The organism is Inquilinus sp. CA228, assembly GCF_052078665.1.
Lineage (GTDB): Bacteria > Pseudomonadota > Alphaproteobacteria > DSM-16000 > Inquilinaceae > Inquilinus.
Window position 1 is genome coordinate 17411 of sequence record NZ_JBQJIK010000057.1, and the last position, 21819, is coordinate 39229.

The window sequence follows — 21819 nt, forward strand, 5'->3', positions numbered from 1 at the left end:
GGATATGGATCACGCGGCGACGCAGTCTGTTCTGTCGGCTTGACGGCCGCAGACGTTCCTCTTTTCAGAGGTAAGGCGGCGATCAAACCTCATCGGAGGCCCGATATGGCGAGTTTGCTCCAGTGTCGGGAGCGCGCCGACGACGAGCGTCTCGATCAGCCTCGCGAACTGGAGCTGGATGGCCTTCGATTGCGGGGCCGGGGATCTGCGCTATGGGCGCAAGGACGGGAGCTCGGTGGCCGAGGGCGATGCCGGTGGCGACGGTGAATCCGATATCGAGATCGTGCTTGAGGGCATGGTCCGGCTTCCTGACGGCGACCTCCTGCTCTGGGTCGGCATCACCCAACCAGTTCTTTTCAGCCATCTCCGTAGAGAACGATATGAGACTGCAGGCGTGCAAGGCGCAGGAGAGCGCCGATGGCGAGTGGCTCGGCAGATTCCGGCTGATACCATGATCGAGCCCATTGCGATCGTCGGTATGAGCTGCCGCCTGCCAGGTGCTCCGGACCTGGATGCTTATTGGACGCAGCTCGTGGCAGGAGCCGACGGCGTCGGTCCCATCCCGGCCGAGCGCTGGGATCTCAATGCCTTCTACGATCCGGACCCCGGTGCGCCTGGCCGGGCGATCGCCAGGCACGGCGGATTTCTGGATCGGGTGGACGGTTTCGATCCGCTGTTCTTCCGCATTTCGCCGCGCGAGGCCATGCAGATGGATCCGCAACAGCGGCTCATGCTTGAGCTGGCGTGGGAGTCGCTCGAGGACGCGGGCATTGCGCCATCCAGCCTGCGTCGCCTGCCGGTGGGTGTCTTCGTTGGTGCGATCGCCAATGACTATACCCAAGTGCTGAGCCGCCATGGGATCGAAAGCATTAGCCAGCACACCGCCACCGGAATGCAGTTGGGCATCATCGCCAACCGGATCTCGCATGCACTGGCGCTTGAAGGTCCGAGCCTGGTTGTGGACACCGCCTGCTCCGCCTCGCTCGTCGCCGTGCATCTCGCTTGCCAGAGCTTGCGCGCCGGGGAGACCACTGTTGCCCTCGCCGGCGGCGTGCACCTGATCCTGGCGCCCGAATCGATGGTGACGATGTCGAAGCTGGGCGCCCTGTCGCCTGGGGGGCGCAGCAGGCCCTTCGATGCTCGGGCAGACGGCTACGCCCGGGGCGAAGGCGGCGGTGTCATCGTTCTGAAGCCGCTCTTGCAGGCCCGCGCCGACGGAGATCGAATCTACGCGGTCATCCGCGGGAGCGCCGTCAACAATGACGGGCCGAGGATCGGCCTGACCGCTCCCAGCCAGCGCGGCCAGGAAGCCATGCTTCGACTGGCCTGCAGAAACGCGGGTGTCGAACCATCATCCATTCACTACGTCGAAGCCCATGGAACCGGTACTCGTCTCGGCGACCCCGTTGAAGCGGGAGCGCTCGGCGCTGTGCTTGGCGCCGATCGGTCGAGGGACCGGCCGCTCCTCATCGGTTCGGTCAAGGCGAATATCGGTCATCTCGAGGGCGCGTCAGGCATCGCCGGTCTGATCAAGGCCACGCTCGCGGTCCATCACCGGCAAGTCCCTCCCACGCTTCACTTCGAGGAGGCGGGTTGCGCCATCCCACTAGCCGACCTGAAGCTCGCCGTACCCACTCGGCTCACCCCCTGGCCCCCGTCACAAAGCGGGCCCGCCCGGGCCGGTGTAAGCGCCTTCGGGTTCGGCGGCACGAACTGCCATGTCATCCTCGAGGCCGAGGTTGAGAGGCCTACCCCTTCGGCCCGGCCGGAAGAGGGGCTTCCCACGCTTATGCCGGTTTCCGCTCGCAGCCCGGCTGCTCTTGCGGATCTCATCCGGGCTCTCGGCGAGATGGTGAGAGACAAACCCAACGTCGATCTCTCCGAGTTGGCAGCCGCTGCCGCGGTATGCCGCGACCATCATCAGCATCGTGCTGCAATCGTCGCCGGCAATCTCGACGAGCTTGCGACCGTCCTGGACGCTCAGCCACGTGGCGCCCCGGGTCGCACCGGCGACGCGCCCCCGCGTCTCGCCTTTGTGTTCTCTGGACAGGGCTCGCAATGGTTGGGCATGGGCCGGGAACTGCTTAAGGTCGCCCCTGTCTTCCGCGCGGCCCTCGAAGCCTGCGGCTACGCCCTCGGACCCTTGGCGGGTCATTCTCTTTTGGATGTGTTCCATCTCGACGAGACCCGCTCTGATCTGTTCCGAGCGGATGACGTCGTCCAACCCTGCATCTTCGCAGTTCAGGTGGCCCTTGCGGCGCTTCTGCAGTCATGGGGTGTGAGGCCCGATATCGTCGTCGGTCACAGCATGGGAGAGGTCGCCGCTGCCCATGTAGCCGGCGCTCTGACGCTGCGCGAGGCCTCGCTTGTCATCCGTGCGCGAAGCCGCCTGGCGGCCTCGGAGGGCGGTTCGGGTGGCATGGCTCTCGTCGAATTGGGGCAGACGGAGGTCGAGAACGCCATCGCCGGACGGCGCGGCCGGCTCTCGGTCGCTGCCTGCAACAGCCCGACCTCGACCGTCATTTCCGGCAACGCCGCGGATCTCGACGCAGTCATCGAAGAGCTTGCTCGCCGGAACATCTTCTGTCGTCGCATATCCGTCGACTATGCCTCCCACAGTCGGCACATGACCCCGATTCTGCCTCAGCTCCGCGCGGAGCTTTCCACTCTCTCGCCGCGGCCGGCCACCATACCTTTCTTCTCCACCGTCACGGGCCGCGTCGAGGACGGCCGAGTTCTCGATGGCCGTTACTGGGCCATGAATCTCTCCCGGCCTGTGCTGTTCGCGCAGGCGATGCAACTGCTGATCCAGAATGGGGTTTCGCTGTTCCTCGAACTCAGTCCGCACCCGCTGCTCCTGACATCGATACGCCAATGCATGGAGAGCGCCGGGCAAGTCGGCACCGCGCTCGCGTCGCTGCGCCGCGGCGAGCCCGAGTTTCGCGCCCTGCTCCACAGCCTCGGGTCTCTTTACACCTGCGGTTGCCCCATCGACTTCCGGAGTCTTCATGGCCGTCGCCATGTTGGTCTAGTGCGACTGCCGCTCTATCCCTGGCAACGGCAGCGCTGCCGGATCGGAGAGCAGCCCGCCGACCTGAGCAATGCCGGTACTTCGACCGGTGCGTCGCCATGCCATGTGCCGGCGGATCAGGCGTTCACGGCTTGTCCAGTCGGCCAGTCCCGCGACCTTCTTGAAGCGCAGTTGCGCAGGATCGCGAGCCAGACCCTCGGCCTGCCGATGAAGCACTGCGATGTTCGCGCTCCGCTGCCGCAACTGGGGCTCGACTCGCTGCTCGCGACAGAGGTCAGCGCCCGCTTCGTCCGTGAGCTCGGCATGCCGTTGCCTGTCGCTTGGCTGCTCGATGGATCGAGCATCGCGGCCATTGCGGCACGTCTTGGTGTGTTGGCCGCGGCGCAATCTCCCGTCGCCCGGCCCGCGGGAGATCCTGCAATCGTCTCGCTGCGGAATTCCCCGAATGCGCCGTTGCGCCTCATCTGCTTCGCTCACGCAGGAGGGGGCATCCCCGCATTCCGCGGCTTGGCCCGGGCATTGCCTGGATATATCGAATGCCTTTCAACCCGGGCGCCTGTTCGCGGCGGCAGTCAGGGCCAACTCGTGCAGCATCGATTCCAGATCCAGCTTGAGGCCTTCTTCTCCGCGATCCGCCCCTATCTCGATCGACCCTTCGCCTTCTTCGGACACAGTATGGGCGCGCTCGTGGCATTCGAGCTCGCCCGCCGGCTCATCTCCACCCAGTCTCCCGGTCCGCTTGGCCTCTTCGTCTCCGGTTGCCCTGCGCCCGACCGTTGGATGGGCCGTGCCGGCGTGCTCCGGCGTGCCCTCGACGATCCACGACAGGATCTGCGAGCCGCCCTTGAGATCCTGCTCGGAGACGCCGGTGATGCCGCCCTCGTCACCCCCGATCTGGCGCGGCACACCGAAGAAACGCTTCGAGCCGATCTTTCGGCTTTGGCAGACTACGCCTTCGAGCCCGGCGCTCCCCTTGACATCCCGATCGCCGCCTTTGGCGGTGATGCCGACGGCCGTGTCAGCTGGAGCGACCTCGAGGCCTGGCTGGGGCACACGACACGACCGGGCCGCACACGCCTGTTCCCCGGCGGCCACTTCTATTTCCAAAACTGTGAGGCGCAGGTGGCCCGGGCCATCGGGGCCGAGCTCGCAACCTGGGCTGACACTTGAGACCCGTCCCGTTTGTGCTGGCGGTAGACGTCGGCAAGGACCGGTTTGGCGGAAAGCTGTTGGGATCCTTGCCGGGGTGGAGAAGGCCTCTCGTCCAGCGCCGAACTCTGGAGCACGCCAAAGCGCATGGCTCTCGGCCGCCCATGATGGGCAATGCCGGCCAGCCGCTTCGCGGCGTCGCGTCGGGAGTCGACCGCGGCTTGTTCGACGGGACCGCGGGGCGTCGTGGTGACGAGCGACACCCTGGACGACGCGACGATCATTGTCGGGCGGCGGCCCGCAAGCCTGATCCGCTCCTCAAGCTCCGGTGGGAATGGCGGGTGATCGACGTCGAGCTGGGAGGTCTGGCAGGACGACCGGCAGCGGGAGGAAGGCATTCTGCTCCGCCGCACCGGCGTTCCGTGCGTACTCGTACCGGTGGCCGGGACAGGCGGAACTGGTTACGGCCGACCTGCGATCCGGCCCGGGATCGATGCCTGGCTCGATGGCCAGCCCGAAACGGAGGCCTTGGGCCGAAGACTGCACCGCGAGTTCGAAGCCAATGGGCAACGCGGGGTCACCGCTGCGGCGGCGATCGGTCTCGCCGCCAAGACCGTGCTCGTGCTCACCGTCTGCGAGCGGTTGAACTTGGCGTCGAGCGCGGTGCAGAGAGGAAGTTCCAAGCTCATGCAGATCCTCGCGCCGAACCACAAGCGCGAGGATCACCATCCAACTGGTCGGCCTCGGCTTCGACCTGCCCCTGAAGGCCATTTCATGGATATCTCGTTGAGCGCCAGGCAGAGGCGCTACCTGACGCGTCTTGGCCGGCTCTGCCGGCAGCGCATCGCCCCGAGGGCTGCCGAGGTCGACCGCTCCGCCAGCCTGTCTGCGAGAACGTCCCGTGATTTGGCAAAATTCGGCTTTGCGCGCCTATTTCATCCGCCCGAATTGGGGGGCGTTGGAGCCGATGGCGTCGGCATAGCTCTCGCCATCGAGACGCTGGCGCGCGCTTGTGCCAGCACGGCATGGAGCGCCACGATTTCCGCTGCGCTGTGCGGCAAGCTCCTTCACGAGCTCGGCACGCCGGAGCATCATCGGCGCTGGCTCCGCCCCTTGATCGCGGGGGAAGTCGTGGGATGTTTCGGCATCATCGGCCCGGAGTCCGGTTGCGATCCGGATGCCGACCGGACGACGCTGGTCCGGAACGGCAGCCGCTACGTGCTCAAGGGCGAGAAGCCTTGGGTGAGCAACGGTCCTATCGCTGATGTCGGGGTCTTCACGGCGCGCCGTCGGGACGCGCCGTCCGCAGGTCCCGTGCACTATATCGTCCTCGACCTCGACCGTCCTGGGATCCACCGCACCACGACCGCACATATGGGGCTGCGCGGCATGCCGTGGGGCGGCCTCCGCTTCGATGACGTCGAGGTTGCGGAGGAGGATGTCATTGGTCCTGTGGATAGCGGCCGAGCGCTTGACGCCATAGGCTGGGGGCACGTGCTCCAGGCCGCGAGCGCCGTCGGGATCGCGCGTGCGGCCTTGGCCGGATCCATCGACTTCGTCCGCGAGCGAAAGGCCTTCGGCCGGCCGATCGCCCACCTGCCGGCTGTCCAGGTCCGGCTCGCGGACATGCAGGCGGAGCTTGAGGCGGCGCGCCTTCTCACTCTCGATGCGGCCTGGCGCAAAGGGCGCGGGCAGCCGGCACGAGACCTGCTCATGATGGCGAAGATCTATGCGTCGGAAATGGCCGTCCGGGTCTGCGATGCCGCAATGCGGCTCCACGCAGCCCGCGGCTACTCCGCGGAGTATCCGATCGAGAGGCTGTATCGCGACGCGCTCGGCAACATCCCTTCGGGCCTCCCCAATGACCGGCTGCGCGAACTCGTGGCCTGTTCTCTCATCGGTGCCGATCCCTGGAGCTATCCCGCATCCGACTGGCTATCGGACGCAGGGTTGAAGTTGTGATCCCGACGGTGATGATCGGCACCCCGATCCGAGCTGCTCTCGCGGTTCAAGACGGTTCGTCACTCCGGTCCTCTCGCAGGCCCTCATTGATCGGGCATATCGAGGAGTGACCACGACGGTGCGTAGCGCTTGCCCGGATCGACAGCATTGAGGTCATCAGTCTGCGCCGGCACGGGCATCGGCTGAGGCGCTGCAGGCGTCGGCTGCGCCGTTCTGTCTAGCCGAATTGCCGTGAGCGGGCGCAGGAGTATGAGTAGAAGTAATGTATATTTTTTATGTAAGTAATTGTAAAATACTTTAATATCTATATTGAATCTATCTCAGTCTCCTTCTAGATTATGGGCAACTCAATCAGTAGCAGGATTGCGCTCGGCAGGCATTGCGATGCCGGCATTCACTGGGCGCGGGCCTGTCCTCACCACGGGTGTGATCATGACCAGGTATCGGCCGGATGCGGCGTTGACGGAACTGCTCTATGGCCTGGCCGAGGACGGCCGCTTCCGTGCGACCGGCGCCGCGGTCAGCGAGCGGGGGCGGGAGGCGGGCTCCGGCGAAGGAGCCGGCCGGACCGCGGTGGAGCCCGGCCTCTGGATCCGGTCCGGCGCCAGCGACATCCGGGAGGGTGCCGAGGGCGCTGATGTGCTCTTCGGCAGCGACGGCGCCGACACGCTGTCCGGCGGCGGCGGCGGCGACGTGCTGCACGGCGCCGGCGGGGCCGACCGGCTCGACGGCGGGTCGGGTGTGGACACGGTGTCCTATGTCGGCAGCGGCCGGGGCGTGATCGTCGATCTCGGAGCCGGCGAAGGTCATGGCGGCGATGCCGAGGGCGACCGCTATGTCGGGATCGAGAATGTCGTCGGCTCGAGCCATGACGATGTGCTGATCGGCGACGACGGCGGGAACCGGCTGATGGGTGGTGACGGAGCCGACACACTGTTCGGCGGCGGCGGGGCGGACGCGCTCGACGGCGGTGCGGGGCGGGACGCGGTCGGCTATGCCGGCAGCACTCAAGGTGTGGTCGTGGATCTCGAGGCCGGCCGCGGTGCCGGCGGCACGGCCGCGGGCGACACCTACCGGAACATCGAGGATGTCGGGGGCTCAGACCATGACGATGTGCTGATCGGCGACGACGGTGCCAACTGGCTCGGCGGTGGGGAGGGCGATGACCTGCTGACTGGTGGTGGCGGCCGGGACGCGCTCGACGGCGGGGAGGGCGAGGACACGGCGTCCTATGCGGACAGTGCCGAGGGCGTGCATGTCGATCTCGGGGCCGGCTTCGGCCGCGGCGGCACGGCCGAGGACGACAGCTACCGCGACATCGAGAATGTGGAAGGTTCTGAGCACGACGACGTGCTGCTCGGCGACGGCGGTGCCAACCGGCTCGAGGGTGGCGCCGGCGCCGACGCGCTCCGTGGTGGCGGTGGCGCCGATCGGCTTTACGGCGGCGAGGGTGAGGACGTGCTTGACGGTGGAGCCGGTGGCGATGTGCTCGACGGCGGCGCTGGTGTGGACACGGTCGACTACAGCGCCAGCGGCGGCGGCGTGAGCGTGAATCTCTCGGCCGGCCATGGCGCCGGCGGCGACGCCGAAGGCGACAGCTACCGCGACATCGAGCGTGTCATCGGTTCGGCCTATGGCGACGTGCTGATTGGTGACGGCGGTGCCGACTGGCTCGAGGGCGGCGCCGGCGCGGACAGGCTTTGTGGCGACGCAGGTGTGGACACCGCGTCCTATGCCGGCAGTGCTGCAGGCGTGATGGTCGATCTCGCCGCCGGCCAAGGCCGCGGTGGCGATGCCGAGGGGGATGTGCTGGTCGGGATCGAGAACGTCATCGGCTCGGCTTATGACGACGTGATCGTCGCCAGCGCCGCGGCGAACCGGATCGAAGGGGGCGCCGGCGCCGATGCGGTGTCCTATGCCGACAGCGCCGCGGGCGTGACCGTGGATCTCTCGGGTGGCCGCCGCGGCCATGGCGGCGATGCCGAAGGGGATGTGCTGGTCGGGATCGAGAATGTCACCGGCTCGGCTTATGACGACGTGATCGTCGCCAGCGCCGCGGCGAACCGGATCGAAGGGGGTGCCGGCAATGACATGGTGTCCTATGGCGGCAGCGCCGCGGGCGTGACCGTGGATCTCTCGGGTGGCCGCCGCGGCCATGGCGGCGATGCCGAGGGCGACGTGCTGGTCGGGATCGAGAATGTCCTGGGCTCGGCCCATGACGACGCGATCGTCGCCAGCGCCGCGGCGAACCGGATCGAGGGCGGAGCGGGTGTGGACATGGTGTCCTATGCCAACAGCACCGCAGGGGTGATGGTCGATCTCGCAACCGGCGAAGGCCATGGTGGGGATGCCGAGGGCGACGTGCTGGTCGAGATCGAGAATGTCGCGGGCTCGGCCTATGACGATGTGATCGTCGCCAGCGCCGCGGCGAACCGGATCGAAGGGGGTACCGGCAATGACATGGTGTCCTACGGCGGCAGCGCCGCGGGCGTGACCGTGGATCTCTCGGGTGGCCGCGGCCTTGGTGGGGATGCCGAGGGCGACGTGCTGGTCAGGATCGAGAATGTCCTGGGCTCGGCCCATGACGACGCGATCGTCGCCAGCGCTGCGGCGAACCGGATCGAGGGCGGAGCGGGTGTGGACGCGGTGTCCTACGCCGGGTCGACGGTTGGGGTGTGGGTTGATCTCGGTGGTGGCGTGACCCTGGGCGGCGACGCGGAGGGGGATGTGCTGGTCGGGATCGAGAATGTCATCGGCTCGGCCTGGGGTGACGTGCTGATCGGGGACGCCGGGGCAAATGCGCTCTGGGGCGGCGCAGGCGACGATGTGCTTCTGGGCGGACTCGGCGCTGACACGCTTGAAGGCGGGGCTGGTATGGACACAGTCTCCTATGCCGACAGTGCCGCGGGCGTGACTGTGGATCTCCAGACCGGCCATGGTGCCGGCGGCGCGGCCGAGGGGGACATCTACCAAGACATCGAGCGCGTCGTAGGGTCGGCGCATAATGACAGGCTGATCGGCGACGGCGGTGCCAATTGGCTCTCCGGCGATGACGGCAACGATGTACTTTTCGGCAAGGCGGGTGTGGACCGCCTGAGCGGCAGCGACGGTGCCGACGCGCTCCATGGCGGCGCCGATGGCGATGTGCTTGAGGGCGGTGCTGGTGCCGACCGTTTCGTCTACACGACAATGAACGACAGCCGGCCGGGCGAGACCTGCGACCGCGTCCAGGACTTCGATCAAGCCGAAAATGACAAGATCGACCTGTCGCAGATCGATGCGGATGGCAATGCCGAAAATGGCGACACTGCCTTCACTTTCATCGGTGGAGATCGGTTCAGTGGTCAGGCAGGAGAGCTGTGCTACGCCTACGGGAATGAGGGGTTCACTGTCATTAGCGGCGATCTGAATGGAGATGAGGAAGCCGATTTCGAAATCAGGCTTGAAGGCTCTATCGGACTGAAGGCCGACGATTTCATCCTTTGATGCGGGCACTTTCTCATCGCGATGCTTTGCCGTCGGACCGTCCTCATGAAACCGAGGGCGGTGGTCGCCTCGCGGGAACCGACGGAGACGACTCGATCTTTGGTCTTGGGAGCACCGACGATTTCTCCGGCGGTGCTGACGCGGACCGGCGGCGGCAACGACATGGTCTCCTATGCCGACAGCACTGAAGGTGTCATCGCCAATCCCTTGTTCGGCCAAGGCTTCGGCGGTGATGCAGAGGGCGACACGTATCTGGGCGTGGAGAATGTCGAGGGTTCAGGCTGGGACGATTGGCTGATCGGAGACGACGGCGTCAATCGGCTCGACGGTAGCGCTGGCCGCGGTAGGCTCTATGGAGAGGGCGACGACATCTTTGAGGGGGCGGGCCGGGGCGGATGAGTTGATCGGCGGTGCGGGGATCGACACGGCGAGCTATGCCAGCTCCAGCGCCGGGGTGATGGTCGGCCTGGCGGCCGACGCCGTCTCGGGCGGCGATGCCGCGGGCGACAACCTCACCGGGATCGAGCAGGTGATGGGCTCGGCCTGGGGCGATGTGCTGGCCGGGGATGGCGGGGGCGAACGGGCGCTGATGGTCAGCGCACCAGCTCCTCGGCGTCGGCTCGGATCGGCAGGCGCCCGGTCCGCACAGCGCGGACGTAGCCCTCGTAGTCGCGTTCGACGACATCGGCATAGCCCACGCCGTAGCGCACCGCCGCCTCCACGAAGGCGTCATTGCCGCCGAGATAGCCGGCGATCATGGCGGCGTCGCCGCCCTTGGCGTGCGCCCGCGCCAGCGCCCGGCCGCACAAGGCGACATAGTGCTGGAACAGGCGGGCACCGGGGGTGGTGATATCGAAGGCAACCTTCATGTCGCGCAGCTGGCGGATGTAGAAGTCGCGGCCCGCCGGCCCGCGCGACCAGCCGAGGAAGACGTCGCTCGCCGCCTGCATCAGCCGCTGACCCGTCACCACGCGCTCGCCGTGGTTCTTCCAGGGCGACCTGCCGGCATAGCCCTCGAGCACCGAGGATCGCGCCTCCTTGATCTGCAGGAACAGCGGGTCGTCGCCGGCCGCCATCATCAGCACGACGAGGCAGCGCGTGCCGACGCTACCCACCCCAACCACCTTATAGGCGGTGTCGACCAGCGCCCAGCGATCGAACAGCACCCGTCGATCACCGGAAAGCGTCTTGCGATACTGCTTTAAGAAGGGTTCGGCGATTTTCAGGATCTCGGCATCGGGTAAATCCGGATGGTACAGGAGCGGGGGTGCGTCGACCATTCGCGGCATTCCCTCTGCGTCGCGAGTCAGCTTCTGGAACACCGTGCTGGAGGTGCGGCCCGCCGCCTTGGCGATCAGGGTATCGAAGGCATCGGCAATCGGCTTATCGCCCTTGGCATCGGCCCGAAGTTCCTTGAGACCGATGGCGTGATACCAGAGGTCGAGCGTCTTCATCTGTGCATAGCCTGCCATCGCCTGCCGATAGGCGGCGACGCTTTCGGCCGCAGCGGCCGTGGCTTCGACCGTGCTCATCCCGCGCCAGCGGGCCGCCAGCACCACACTCGTGACGAGCCGCTTCACGTCCCACTCCCACGGAGCTGGAAAGGTCTCGTCGAAATCGTTGAGATCGAAGATCAGGTTGCGCTCAGGCGTGGCGAAACCGCCGAAGTTCAGCAGATGGCCGTCGCCACAGGCCTGAACGATGATGCCCGAACGCGCGGTGCGGGCTAGGTCGTGAGCCTGGATCAGTGCCGTGCCGCGGAAGAAGGCGAAGGGCGATTCAAGCATTCGCTCGTGCCGCACCGGCACGAGGTTCTCCAGCCGGTTCCGGTTCGATCGCTCGATCAGATGGATGGGGTCGCGATCGCTCTGCGGTGCGGGATCGGCATGGCTGGAGCGGGGGCAGCCTGTCCGCAGCGCCTTGCCGGCGGCAAAGCGTTCGCTGCGAGACGGGATCGTGATCTCCTGCATTGTTGGCCTCAGTTCACGTCTGTTGTCGGGCCTTGGTTTCGCCGAAGGCCGGGCCACGGCGCCGAGCGTGACCTGGGCGGGCGACCAGGCCACCAGGTCCAGCGGCACGCCCTCCCGCCGAGGTTTTGGACGGCTGCGTCAGACGCGCCGCGCCGGACCTGTGCCCGATGCCATCAGTCGCTACGGCCGGATCGTCCACGGGTCGAGAGATTGAACGAATGCGAAGCATCGGATGCCGTGCGCCCGCACGGGGCGGCTTGGTCCCGTCGCCGTCGAAGCCGGTGTCATCGACATCCGTCATGGTGACACAGCCGAGATTGCGCCGAGATCAGAGTACAATCCATAAAAATTGGTCATAGATCCTGTCGTCTGGCCTATAGAACGTTGAGGAATTCTCCTTGAAATTATCATGACAATTGGGTTGGTAGAATTGATTGTTAAGAATTAAGCTTCTCTTGCTGATATGTCCGGGATAAGTTTACATCGTTGATTGATGTCGAGGCGCCGATGATGCAGGCAGAGCACAACGTCATCTCCGTGAATCCGCTGGTGCGCGTGGGGGCGACCGATAGCGGCGCGGAGATCGTCAGCGCGCCCGGGACCGTCTGGATTGACGATGGCGGAGGCCATCGCATCGGCCACTTCGACGGACGCGGCTTCGAGATCCTGCATCGCCGTGCCGAGTTCTGGCGGCCGGGCCGTGACCGGCTCGTGGGCCGTCGGTTGGCGACGACCGAGGACGACTGGCAGCACTTTCGGGCATTGATGCTCGAGCACCACGGTATCGTGATCCCGGACGGCGCCAGACCCGGCTTTCTCTCGCCGTCTCTAGCGGCGGTCAAGCGAGAGATCAGCGGCTGACGCCCGACGGCGCTGCCGGACAGGCTATCATCGAAGGGGGCGATCGCCGGGACACAGGCGCTTGGCCGTGGCACTGCACGTCACCCGGCATCCGAAGCCATCTTTTAGCTGACGGCGCGAGCGGGGCCGAGGGCGTCGAGCCCGACAAAGGGTCACTCCCTCGCTGTCAGGCCAGTGCTGATCCCTATGCTGCCGAATGCCGGCAATCGATGGCATTCCACGTCCGGCACCCAGCCGGGCCGTGCCGGCTTCCTGTCGCGGTGTCGCCTGTCTATTGGTATGACGTTGCCTGATCGCGCGGTCTGGTCAGTCCATGGCCGGGGAATCGGCGAAGAACGTGCGTCCCCTGCGCCCTGGGACCACCACATGACCCGCGCTGACGAGGTGGAAGCGCTCGAGCAGGGTGGAAACGCAACTGACGACGCAACAGGTCCCGGGGGCCTCGAAGTTCACCGAGACATAGGCGTCGATGCCGCTGGCGGAGAGGTGCTCGAGGATCACACGGAGGGTCTGCGTAGGATCAAGGCTTGCGTGGCCGTGCGCCCCCCAAGGCCGGGACCGAAGAGCCTTCGTGTCGACCTGGAACATTGCCGCCGCCGAGAGGCGCGGATATGGTTCGAGCATTCGCAGAGCGATATGATCCTCGTCCAATACCCTGTCGAACCTGCGCCTCAGGTCGGACGTCTGGACCAGCTCCCCATAGGCTCGGTGCGCCGCGTAGGCCGGGGACAGCGAGCTCCCCGCGCCGTAGTGAAAGACTGCATCTTCCTCCCGTTTCCTGGCGGTCGTTGCCACAAAGGACGGCACGTCGATGTCTGTCGTGACGTCCAAGAGGATGACCGGCTGGCCGACGCGGTCCTCCGCGGTCCGATGATCGGCCAAGAGCTCTGCCGGGAGGGACGTCGGCTCAATGATCGTCGCGGAGCAGGTCCGGTTGGGGGATACGAAGTGCTGCAGCATGAACAGCGAGGTCGCGTCGCGCTCGATCAGTTCGCCGAGGGCATGGACGCAGGCCTCTTCGAAGGTCTTGCCGATCGCGGTTCCGCCGTTGTTGGAGTATCGTGTGACGCTGGCGTGATCAAATGTATCGCCCGGAATCGCGGCAACGGAAATACCGTAGTCCGGCGTCAGCATGAAAAGAGGCATAAAGGCATGTAAGTCGGAATAGAAGGACTTGAACCTCCTGCACGCGACATCGGCTTTCTGCGAGCTCAAGGCTTCATGGAAGGGGAGATTCTGCATCCCGTCCGCACGTGCCAAATCTTCGGTGGGCACGAGGAAGAAAGGTGAGTGTATCATCTCGATGTCGCTGTAGAAATGCTCCAGAGCCTCATACATCGCCCCGACGATCGATTCGTCGAGGAAGCCTTTGCCTTGTCCCCTGGAGAGAACGTCGCCGTCGTGATCCCTGATGTCGCAATGTGAAGTGACAAGGCCAGTGCCTTGTATGGCGATGTTGGCTGTCCAGCCTCGATTATAGATGAAGGAGGTCGCACCGGTGTAGGCGGCCTCGAGGGTCTGGCTGCGTTCCGTCGGGTTCATAGGACGAGTCTTTCCAAAGTGGCGGATCCGCCACGGGAGGGGAAGCGAAGGCCGATCACGCTTCATCCTGCCGACGCGATCGATCGTCCTGCCCGATGTTCCGTCACGGCCGATGGGGTGGGCAGAGTTCTGCCCACCCCATCTGTCTCAGGAGATCATCGTGAGGAAGGCGGCCTCGCTTCTGCTCAGAGTGACTGCCGGCAGATCGGAGCCGTCCGCGAGATTCGCAGCGTGAGGGCGCTCGCCAGCGACGATCTCGCTGCAAAGCAGACTGCCGAGCTTGTTTCGGGCTAGGCAATCCTTGACGCCGTGGTTGCTGCTGAGGAAGCGAACCATACCAAGAGTCTCCATTTCTGATTGTTCAATTCTAGGCAAAACCGAGATAGATGCCCGACAAATCCTATGATGATATTATAGGAGGATGTAAAATTCATAGTGATAATATTGGAATGTCATATCGGTTATGCTTCACTCGTCTTGGCGGATATAGCGGATATGGAGAGAGGCCTCTGGGTGGTCGGGCCCGGCGGGGCGAGTTGGTCGAGGAACCTGCCGGATCGGTCTCTGGCCACGGCTTGATGTGGGGTAGCTGAATGGAGGCTTTTCCGGGCCGTTGTCGGCCCATGCCATCGCCTTCAAGGGCCGACCACGCATCATCCTGCCGACGCAATCAGTGACCTTACCGATGTTTCGTTACGGACGACGAAGGGTGGGCGGGGTTCTGCCCACCCTCATTGGTCTCAGGAGATCGTCCTGAGAAAGGCGGCCTCGCTTCTGTTCAGAGCGGCTGCCGGCAGATCGGAGCCGTCCACGAGATCCGCAGCGGCAGGGCACTCGCCGGTGACGATCTCGCTGCAAGGCAAACTGTCGAGCTTGCTGCGAATGCGGCGCATGGCGGCGGTATCCGGACCGACGGGCGAGGACGGATGTGATCATCCATGCGGCCCGGTGTGCAAGGTCAGGGCGACGTATGCCGCCGTCTCCGAATTCACGGTCGCTAGCGCATATCGAAACTGGAGCAACAGGCGGCTGCCCGAGCAGGGAAAAGCTCATTCGCGCCGGCAACCTGGCCCGGTCTTTCGCCATCGACCCACATGACAACGCCACCGACCGCGTTTGGACATCATGAGCCCCGTCTGCGACGCCGTTCGGCTCGCGTCGCAATCCGAGCAGCAGTGCCCTTTTTGTCAGTCAAGGCGTGCCCGCTGCTCGCGGGCGCGCCTTGGAGGTCGTTGGGACGTCAGCTGACAGTCGCGAGAAAGCTCTTCTCTCCTTCCATCAAGACGACGGCAGCCTGGTCCGTGCTCCTTGCGAACCTCCTGGGATCGACGGCGGCGAAGCCTTTCACGGGCAAAGGCGCATCCTTGACGGGAGCAGCGGTGATCCTGCTGCTGGCCAAGCGGCTCATGGTGTTGTCCTCCAATGCATGATGAGACCAATTCGAGAGACAGTTCGGCAATGGCTATTTATCTTAAGTAAAGGAGAAAAGCAAAATGCATTTTATTGATCTATTGATGTCCATGAGTTATTGATTGGCCGCGTTGTGGCTATATTTGCCGGCGGCCAAACCCACCGATGAGCCTGTCGGAGCCGGAGGGCGGGAATATCCGGAGGGGCGGGCATCTCGATTTCCCGCGAGCAGTCATTCTGGCTGGCGCCGAATCTCTCCACTGTCAACATCGGGTATCGCACGATCGCATGCCCGCATTGCCAGGCCATCAGGAGTCGGCGCCCTCAGGGGGAACCGGTTCCGTCCCGCATCGAATCCGCTGGTTCGGCAGAGGGGGGCTGAGGATTCCAGGCGCCGGCCTGTGGCCGGCGCTCCGGTGGCAAAATCAGGCCTCGCCGTTCACTTGGCGACTGCTGGAAACGACGCCGGAATGCTTTGCCGAATGCAGAGAGATCTGTGTAGCCGCAAAGATAGGCGACTGCCGCAATATCGGCGCCTCCATGAGCCCCCAAGATCTGGTGGCTCCGCTTCAAGCGGGTCTCCCGGATGTATTCCGCTATGGCCGTCTCGTTTTCGCTGAAGACGCGATAGAGCTGTGTGCGTGAACAGCGCAGAGCCGCGGCTATCTCATCAACGTGCAGGTCGTGGCGATGATAGTTCTGTTCGATGTACCGCTTCGCCGCAGCAAAGACGCCAGGATTTCCATGCGTACGATCGCTCTTGGTCTTTCCGAAATGTTGCTGCAGCAGGGCCATGGCCATGTCCGCCAAAGTGGTCAAGGCAGCGGCCCGCTCATAGACGTTGAGAATCCGGCCACGTCTCGATAGCATTTGCAGCTGTGAACGAAGGAAAGGCGCTAATCCTTCATCCGGTATCTTTTTAATGCCATTGTTGCCGAGCAGATGAGTTACCCGTCGGCCGAGGGTTGCTTCGACAGATTTTCGAGGTATTGTCAAGTAGTGAAAGTAGTTTGGATGCCAATACATCTGAGTGCGCCGTCCATAGTCCGAGACGAAGAGATCTCCTGCTTGTAATGATGTTATATCGTTTCGATTGTGTTCAATGAAGAGACGACCAGTGCTGAGATAACCCACAACAACCGCCTCGCCTTGGGTATCGATCGTCGTTGTCTGCCTTATCGCGGCGTTCATGAAGCCGTCGATGAAGTGGGCGCCGTTGTCGCCAGCGAACAGCCTCAGGCGACTGCGGAACTCCTGGACCAGAGGGTCCGGCATATCGAATCGGAAAGGGGGCATTCCGACCTGGGATCCCCAGGTCGAAACCCGCTCCCAATAGAGCCGCGGATCAACCAAGCCATTGATCCCGCTCGCAACCTCGTGGAAGCCGTCACTCGCATCAGCCATGGCTGCCCATACGGCTAAGGTTTACTAAAATATGCCCTTATTTGCAGGCTATCAGGATGCACCCTTTTCCTACCAATGCAGCTATTGCATGGATACGTTACCAAGAATCATCAAATCGAATGCTTGGCCCGGGCGGAATGCTTGGCATGTCCCCGGCGCATCGGCGGCCAGCTGCCTATCAAGCGACTTCCGGAACTGGACCCCTGTCGTCAGGGAGAACTAGCCCGCATTTCTCACAGAGAGCAGGTGCATCGGGGCTTTGGATCTGAGAAAGTTGTTTTGCGAGAACGACTTATCTTGGATCAAAGGAGCTCCCCGATGCCGACAGAGTGTAGCTCGGATCTGTTTGGATTTGCACCCGTTGAAGGGCGTGCGGTGGTGGCCTCGTTCGATGGCGGAGCGATCACGTCGGATGCGGGCGGCTTGCTGCTCGGCGCGACGGATCGAGCGATCCGGCTGGTCGATCGGTTCGCTCTGTGCTTCCGGGATGCCCGTGCCGCGGAGCTGATCGAGCATCAGGTCCGCACCTTGGTCGGGCAGCGGGTGTTCGGCCTGGCGCTCGGTGCAGCCTGTCCTCGGGCCGGCGAAGCCGGACCCGGGGGAAGACCTGGTCGATCATGACGATCTGCGGCACGACCCGATGCTGGCGGTGCTGGCCGGCAAACTGACGGCCCGGCGCAAGGGCTGTGCGCCAGTCGCCGGCAAATCGACGCTGAACCGGCTGGAGCTGAGCCGGCCGGAGCCATCGCGCTATCACAAGATCAGCCATGATCCGGCGGCGATCGAAGGGCTGTTGGTCGATCTGTTCCTGGAGGCGCATGCCCGTGCGCCGAAGCAGATCATCCTCGATCTCGACGCCACCGACGATCCCTTGCACGGCCGTCAGAGCCTGCCCCCGCGGAAGTGTTTGGTCCCGGGAGATTGGAGAGTGCCTCGAGCGGGGCGTGATAGCCGAGGCATTTGAGGCGGGTGCGATTGTAGTCGGCAACGAAGCGTTCGAGGAAGGCGTCGCGTTCGGGGTGGTTGTCGAACTTGTTCTTGCCGCCGTTGCGGGCGGCGGCGCGGTGGCCGCGGAGGGCCTCGGCGAGGCGGCGGTTGAAGCGCTCGACGAGGCCGTTGGTCTGGGGTCGGAAGGGCCTGGTGAGCCGGTGGGCGATGCGGTGATGCTTGCAGATGCGGTCGAAGGGGTGGCGTCCGGAGGGTTTGCCGTCAGGCTTGTCGATCATGTCGACGGCGAAGCGGTCGGTGAACTCGCTGCCATTGTCGGTGAGGATGGTGTGGACCGGGTATGGGAAGTGGGCCAGGAAGCGCTTCAGGAAGGCAGCGGCGGTGACGGCGTCGCGGCGGGGGTGGACCTCCAGGTAGACGTAGCGGGTGGCCCGGTCGATGGCGACGAAGGCGTAGCTCTTCTGCCGCTGGAGGGCGGGCAGGTGCTTGAGGTCGATGTGGATGAAGCCGACGGTGGCGTGCTCGAAGGCGCCGACCGGGGGCGTGTCGGGCTTGGGCCGGCGGTTCAGGCCGTGGCGGCGGAGGCAGCGATGGATGGCGCTGCGCGACAGGTCGGGGCGCACACAGCGGCGCATCACCTCGACGATGTCGTCGAGCGGCAGGGCCAGGATGCGGCGCAACTCGCAGATCAGCGCCTCCTCCAGCGCTGTCAGGCGGGTGGTCAGCCGCTTCGGCGTGTGCGGGCGATCCCGGACGCTGTCGCGGCCGCGCCAGCGGCGGATGGTGGTCTCGCTCACTCCGAGCTCCGCGGCCAAGGCGGCGACCGGCTGGGCGCTCGCCTGGATTTAGGCCCGGATCTTCGGGGTGGTGGTGGCGTTGGCGTGCAGCTTCAGCTCCATCCGAGCCTCTCCCTGACATGCCCGACGCCCCGTTCTACACCAAATCCATTCAACCAATCTCCCGGGACCAAACACGAAAGCGGGGGAAGGCCGGTTCTTCCACGGCTACTATGGCGGCTACTGCTACCTGCCGCTCTATGTGTTCTGCGGCCGCCATCTGCTGGCCGCGAAGCTCCGGCGCTCGAACATCGACGCGGCGGCGGGAGCGGTCGAGGAGGTCGCCCGCCTCGTGGCCCAGATCCGGCGCCGCTGGCCCCGGGTGCGCATCCTGTTGCGCGCCGACAGCGGCTTCTGCCGGGAGGGCCTCATGGCGTGGTGCGAGAGCCATGCGGTCGATTACCTGTTCGGTCTCGTCCGCAACGGCCTCTGGTTCGCTTCCATGGCCTATGTCCTGCTCGCCGCCCTGCGCCGCATCAGGCTGCGCCACACCCAGTTCGCCCAAGCCACCTGCGGCACCATCCGCCTGAAGCTCCTCAAGATCGGTGCGCTCGTCACCACCAGCGTACGACGGATCAAGTTCGCCATGGCTTCAGGCAGCCCCTACAACCACGAGTTCGGGCTCGCCCATGCCTTCCTGGACGCCGCACGGCGCTGACGAACCAGACAGCGCAGAGGCCACATCAGCTCGAACACCACCGCCACTAACGGCGGCGACCAGCCGTGACCGAAATCCGTCAACTCCCCGGAAAATCCGCCGCTCTCGCCGAAATCCCTCCGCCTCCAGCCCGACCAACCAACCCGCTCCACACGTGGTGAGATATCCGCGCTAGCCGATATGCTCCGGAGCCAGAGGGGCTTCGTCCGGGGCGGACCTGTGTGAGGCATGGCGGAACTTCGCCTTGACGATCGGCTCCAGGAGCGCTTCCCGATCGCGTGTTGGGGGACGCGATTCTGGTCCGGTCTGCTTACGACACCCACAGCGCCTACCGTTCGGACGTCTCACCTCTTCCGACCTGTTGTTCTCAAGCAGGGGGACGGCGTTGCGGCTGTCGGTCGAAGATCCGCGATCATAGCAGCGGTTGCGATTGCCTTCTTGGAGTCCTGCGTCCAGCTCATTCCGGAGGACAGCGGCGGCTCGGGCGCGCGACTTGAGGAAGACGATCCAGTCATGGGCGCCATTCGGCAGACGGCGACCGTGTGAGATCACCGATGACTTCGACGGAGGGGTGTGGGCGGGAAAATCCATTATGCCGACGCCCGTCGGCTCGGGCGCGCGCGCCGTCGGCGCTGCATCGGCGACCTTGGACGCTCACTCCTGGTCCGATTGGGACTGGGCCGCCTTCTTCTGTTCCAGCTCCTCGAGCGCGAGGCGGTAGGCGTAGTAGTATTTGGCGATGTTGCTGACATAGACGACGGTCTCTCGCCCGATCGCATGGGCGGCTGCCAGCTCGACATTGCCGAACCAACGGTTGGGGTCGAGCCCCATCGACGCAGCCTGGCGGCGCACCTGGTCGATGCGGCTTGGCCCGGCATTGTAGGCGGCAAGGGCGAAGAGGGTTCTGTTCAGCGAATTGATGGCCGGATCGTTGAAATGCTGTTGGACCAGGAAGCGCAGATACTTGGTTCCGGCGTGGATGTTGTCGTCCAGGTCTGAGATGTCACGGATGCCGATGTTCGGATCCGCCGCCGTGGCCGGCTCGAGTTGCATCACGCCGATGGCGCCGACACGGCTGCGAGCTGATTGATCGAGTCCCGATTCCTGATAGGCTTGGGCCGCTATCATCAGCCAGTCGAAGTCGTAATCCGCGGCGTAGCGTTGAAACAGAGCGGCGGCTGCCCGGAACCGCTGGAAATCCGCCGATGCGGTTGGGTTCCTGACCCATTTGTTGTCCCTGAAATAGCGACGCGCCAGGGTGTTGCCGAATTCCGACCCGTATTTGGCCTTCGGGATGAAGTGGTTGACGGCAGCGAGCAGCTCCGGCGCGTCCTTGCGCACGGCCCAAGCGATCGCGCCGCCGCGATGTACCGTCACATCTTCATGAATCACCAGACCCTTGAGGATCCCGGCCCAGAACCGGGCGAGATGATCGTCGACGACCGCGAGCGGGAGGATCCCGGCCGAGACCATTTCGAGTATATCCTCGTCTTCCAGTGCCTCGTCCGCCGGCGACAGCGTGATGGGCGCCAGGCCGCGGGCCGCGAAGGTGGTGTTGAGCGTCTCCAGGCTCTGCCAATAGCTGCTCGATCGCCGGACGTGGATCGTCATTCCGGCGAGGTCCTCGATCCCGGTGATCGCCGGCGAGAGAGGGCCGGTGACGATGACCTCATTCACCTGCTCGATCAGGGGATCGGAGAAGCTCACCGTTGCCTGCCGGTCGGAGCTGACGGTCAGATTGGCGGCCGCGATGTCGCCGCGCCCGGCCGCGAGCGCCGGTAGAAGCTGATCGCGCGAGACCGGGACGATGACGACCCGGATGGGCTGTGTCCGGCTGGCCTTCATCGTCCTGTTGATGAAGTCGTCGAAGGCTTCCACGAGCTCATAGGTGGCGCCGCGCTGCTGGGCGCCATCGAGGAAGTAGTTGGTCTTGCTGAAGACGGTCAGCACGCGGATCAGCCGACGCTGCGCCATGCCGTCGAGATCGCCTTGCCAGATGTTCGGCAGGCGGAACTCGGGCCCTTCGATCGGCGGATCGGCTGCTGTGGCGAAGCCGGAGATGACGACGCATGCCATGAGGACGCCGGCCGCGGCCGCCACCCACCGGCGAAGAAGGCCAGGGGGGACTCCGGATTCACGATGGCCATGACTCAAGATCACGTCTTCCTCCATCATCCGGCCTCGGCTGCGCCCATTCCACATTTTTCTTCTGGCCGGATCCGGGGCGGTGGAGACTTGGCCCGGGGGCCCGGCGATATGGTCCCGCGGCCTTTGAGATCGGAGGGGCATCGGAGAAATGAAACACCGCATTCCGGCCGTGCCATAGCACGCCGACGATTTCTGGCCGAGAGGCCACAGAATAGCGGCCAACCGTTAGAGAGACTGGGGAGACGAGTCATCCACGATCCATTGGCTCTAACGAGGGCTTTGGAAGCGACATCCTTCTCAGTTGGTCGAGATCTGTCTCGCGGCTCTGCTTGTAATCATAACTAAGTTATGCGTACGGTAATGCTTGGTGTAATTTACGGCAATAAAAAATTATAACTATTAGGGAAAGTTCTG

General features: G+C 64.6%; 14 protein-coding genes and 2 pseudogenes. 8 read left to right on the forward strand and 8 right to left on the reverse strand.

The features are described from left to right. The first annotated feature begins 178 nt into the window (after nucleotides 1–178). From ACTOWL_RS25590 to ACTOWL_RS25605, 4 genes are all read left to right on the forward strand, one after another. Nucleotides 179–4201, forward strand: a complete 4023-nt coding sequence (locus ACTOWL_RS25590; protein WP_441324116.1) for a type I polyketide synthase — start codon at nucleotides 179–181, stop codon at nucleotides 4199–4201. A gap of 507 nt (nucleotides 4202–4708) precedes the next feature. Beyond that, nucleotides 4709–6142, forward strand: a complete 1434-nt coding sequence (locus ACTOWL_RS25595) for an acyl-CoA dehydrogenase family protein (protein ID WP_441324117.1) — start codon at nucleotides 4709–4711, stop codon at nucleotides 6140–6142. 459 nt (nucleotides 6143–6601) lie between these two features. After that, complete coding sequence (locus ACTOWL_RS25600; RefSeq protein ID WP_441324118.1) at nucleotides 6602–9628, forward strand: hypothetical protein; 3027 nt, start codon at nucleotides 6602–6604, stop codon at nucleotides 9626–9628. 132 nt (nucleotides 9629–9760) lie between these two features. Further along, the gene (locus ACTOWL_RS25605) at nucleotides 9761–10027 is read left to right on the forward strand and encodes a hypothetical protein (protein ID WP_441324119.1); all 267 of its coding nucleotides are present in this window, start codon (nucleotides 9761–9763) and stop codon (nucleotides 10025–10027) included. A gap of 194 nt (nucleotides 10028–10221) precedes the next feature. On the opposite strand, the gene ACTOWL_RS25610 is transcribed toward ACTOWL_RS25605, so the two are convergent. Continuing rightward, the gene (locus ACTOWL_RS25610) at nucleotides 10222–11706 is read right to left on the reverse strand and encodes a DUF2252 domain-containing protein (RefSeq protein WP_441324120.1); all 1485 of its coding nucleotides are present in this window, start codon (nucleotides 11704–11706) and stop codon (nucleotides 10222–10224) included. Nucleotides 11707–12084: 378 nt separating this feature from the next. Here ACTOWL_RS25610 and ACTOWL_RS25615 point away from each other — a divergent pair, with 378 nt between their 5' ends. Beyond that, the gene (locus ACTOWL_RS25615; protein ID WP_441324121.1) at nucleotides 12085–12459 is read left to right on the forward strand and encodes a hypothetical protein; all 375 of its coding nucleotides are present in this window, start codon (nucleotides 12085–12087) and stop codon (nucleotides 12457–12459) included. Between the two features lie 306 nt (nucleotides 12460–12765). On the opposite strand, the gene ACTOWL_RS25620 is transcribed toward ACTOWL_RS25615, so the two are convergent. The 5 genes from ACTOWL_RS25620 to ACTOWL_RS25640 all read right to left on the reverse strand — a co-directional run bounded on the left by ACTOWL_RS25620 (nucleotide 12766) and on the right by ACTOWL_RS25640 (nucleotide 16815). Then, nucleotides 12766–14001: a YcaO-like family protein gene (locus tag ACTOWL_RS25620; protein WP_441324122.1), complete on the reverse strand. Its 1236-nt coding sequence runs from the start codon at nucleotides 13999–14001 to the stop codon at nucleotides 12766–12768. A gap of 147 nt (nucleotides 14002–14148) precedes the next feature. Next, the gene (locus ACTOWL_RS25625) at nucleotides 14149–14337 is read right to left on the reverse strand and encodes a hypothetical protein (protein WP_441324123.1); all 189 of its coding nucleotides are present in this window, start codon (nucleotides 14335–14337) and stop codon (nucleotides 14149–14151) included. A 404-nt stretch (nucleotides 14338–14741) separates the two neighbouring features. Then, entirely contained in the window at nucleotides 14742–14894 is a 153-nt protein-coding gene (locus ACTOWL_RS25630) for a hypothetical protein (protein WP_441324124.1), read from the reverse strand. Between the two features lie 347 nt (nucleotides 14895–15241). After that, nucleotides 15242–15409 (reverse strand): hypothetical protein, encoded by a 168-nt coding sequence (locus ACTOWL_RS25635; RefSeq protein ID WP_441324125.1) that lies wholly within the window; start codon nucleotides 15407–15409, stop codon nucleotides 15242–15244. Nucleotides 15410–15735: 326 nt separating this feature from the next. Further along, nucleotides 15736–16815 (reverse strand): helix-turn-helix domain-containing protein, encoded by a 1080-nt coding sequence (locus ACTOWL_RS25640; RefSeq protein WP_441324126.1) that lies wholly within the window; start codon nucleotides 16813–16815, stop codon nucleotides 15736–15738. A 318-nt stretch (nucleotides 16816–17133) separates the two neighbouring features. Between ACTOWL_RS25640 and ACTOWL_RS25645 the strand changes: the two genes are divergently transcribed. Beyond that, entirely contained in the window at nucleotides 17134–17436 is a 303-nt protein-coding gene (locus ACTOWL_RS25645) for a transposase (protein ID WP_441324127.1), read from the forward strand. A 19-nt stretch (nucleotides 17437–17455) separates the two neighbouring features. After that, nucleotides 17456–17779 (forward strand): transposase, encoded by a 324-nt coding sequence (locus tag ACTOWL_RS25650; RefSeq protein ID WP_441324128.1) that lies wholly within the window; start codon nucleotides 17456–17458, stop codon nucleotides 17777–17779. Here ACTOWL_RS25650 and ACTOWL_RS25655 read toward each other — a convergent pair. After that, nucleotides 17757–18608: pseudogene (locus ACTOWL_RS25655) on the reverse strand (DDE-type integrase/transposase/recombinase); the annotation flags it as partial. The gene ACTOWL_RS25650 and the pseudogene ACTOWL_RS25655 sit on opposite strands and share 23 nt — an antisense overlap. A 139-nt stretch (nucleotides 18609–18747) precedes the next feature. Between ACTOWL_RS25655 and ACTOWL_RS25660 the strand changes: the two are divergent. Further along, nucleotides 18748–19257, forward strand: a pseudogene (locus ACTOWL_RS25660) (transposase); the annotation flags it as partial. A gap of 654 nt (nucleotides 19258–19911) precedes the next feature. Here the strand turns inward: ACTOWL_RS25660 and ACTOWL_RS25665 are convergent. Then, nucleotides 19912–21432: a transglycosylase SLT domain-containing protein gene (locus ACTOWL_RS25665; RefSeq protein WP_441324129.1), complete on the reverse strand. Its 1521-nt coding sequence runs from the start codon at nucleotides 21430–21432 to the stop codon at nucleotides 19912–19914. Nucleotides 21433–21819 lie beyond the last annotated feature (387 nt).

Coding starts and splice junctions, on each gene's coding strand:
- ACTOWL_RS25590 (WP_441324116.1), top strand. CDS start 179: ATGGCCTTCGATTGCGGGGCCGGGGATCTGCGCTATGGGCGCAAGGAC.
- ACTOWL_RS25620 (WP_441324122.1), bottom strand. CDS start 14,001: ATGAACCCGACGGAACGCAGCCAGACCCTCGAGGCCGCCTACACCGGT.
- ACTOWL_RS25625 (WP_441324123.1), bottom strand. CDS start 14,337: ATGGTTCGCTTCCTCAGCAGCAACCACGGCGTCAAGGATTGCCTAGCC.
- ACTOWL_RS25630 (WP_441324124.1), bottom strand. CDS start 14,894: ATGCGCCGCATTCGCAGCAAGCTCGACAGTTTGCCTTGCAGCGAGATC.
- ACTOWL_RS25635 (WP_441324125.1), bottom strand. CDS start 15,409: ATGAGCCGCTTGGCCAGCAGCAGGATCACCGCTGCTCCCGTCAAGGAT.
- ACTOWL_RS25640 (WP_441324126.1), bottom strand. CDS start 16,815: ATGGCTGATGCGAGTGACGGCTTCCACGAGGTTGCGAGCGGGATCAAT.
- ACTOWL_RS25645 (WP_441324127.1), top strand. CDS start 17,134: ATGCCGACAGAGTGTAGCTCGGATCTGTTTGGATTTGCACCCGTTGAA.
- ACTOWL_RS25650 (WP_441324128.1), top strand. CDS start 17,456: ATGCTGGCGGTGCTGGCCGGCAAACTGACGGCCCGGCGCAAGGGCTGT.
- ACTOWL_RS25665 (WP_441324129.1), bottom strand. CDS start 21,432: ATGATGGAGGAAGACGTGATCTTGAGTCATGGCCATCGTGAATCCGGA.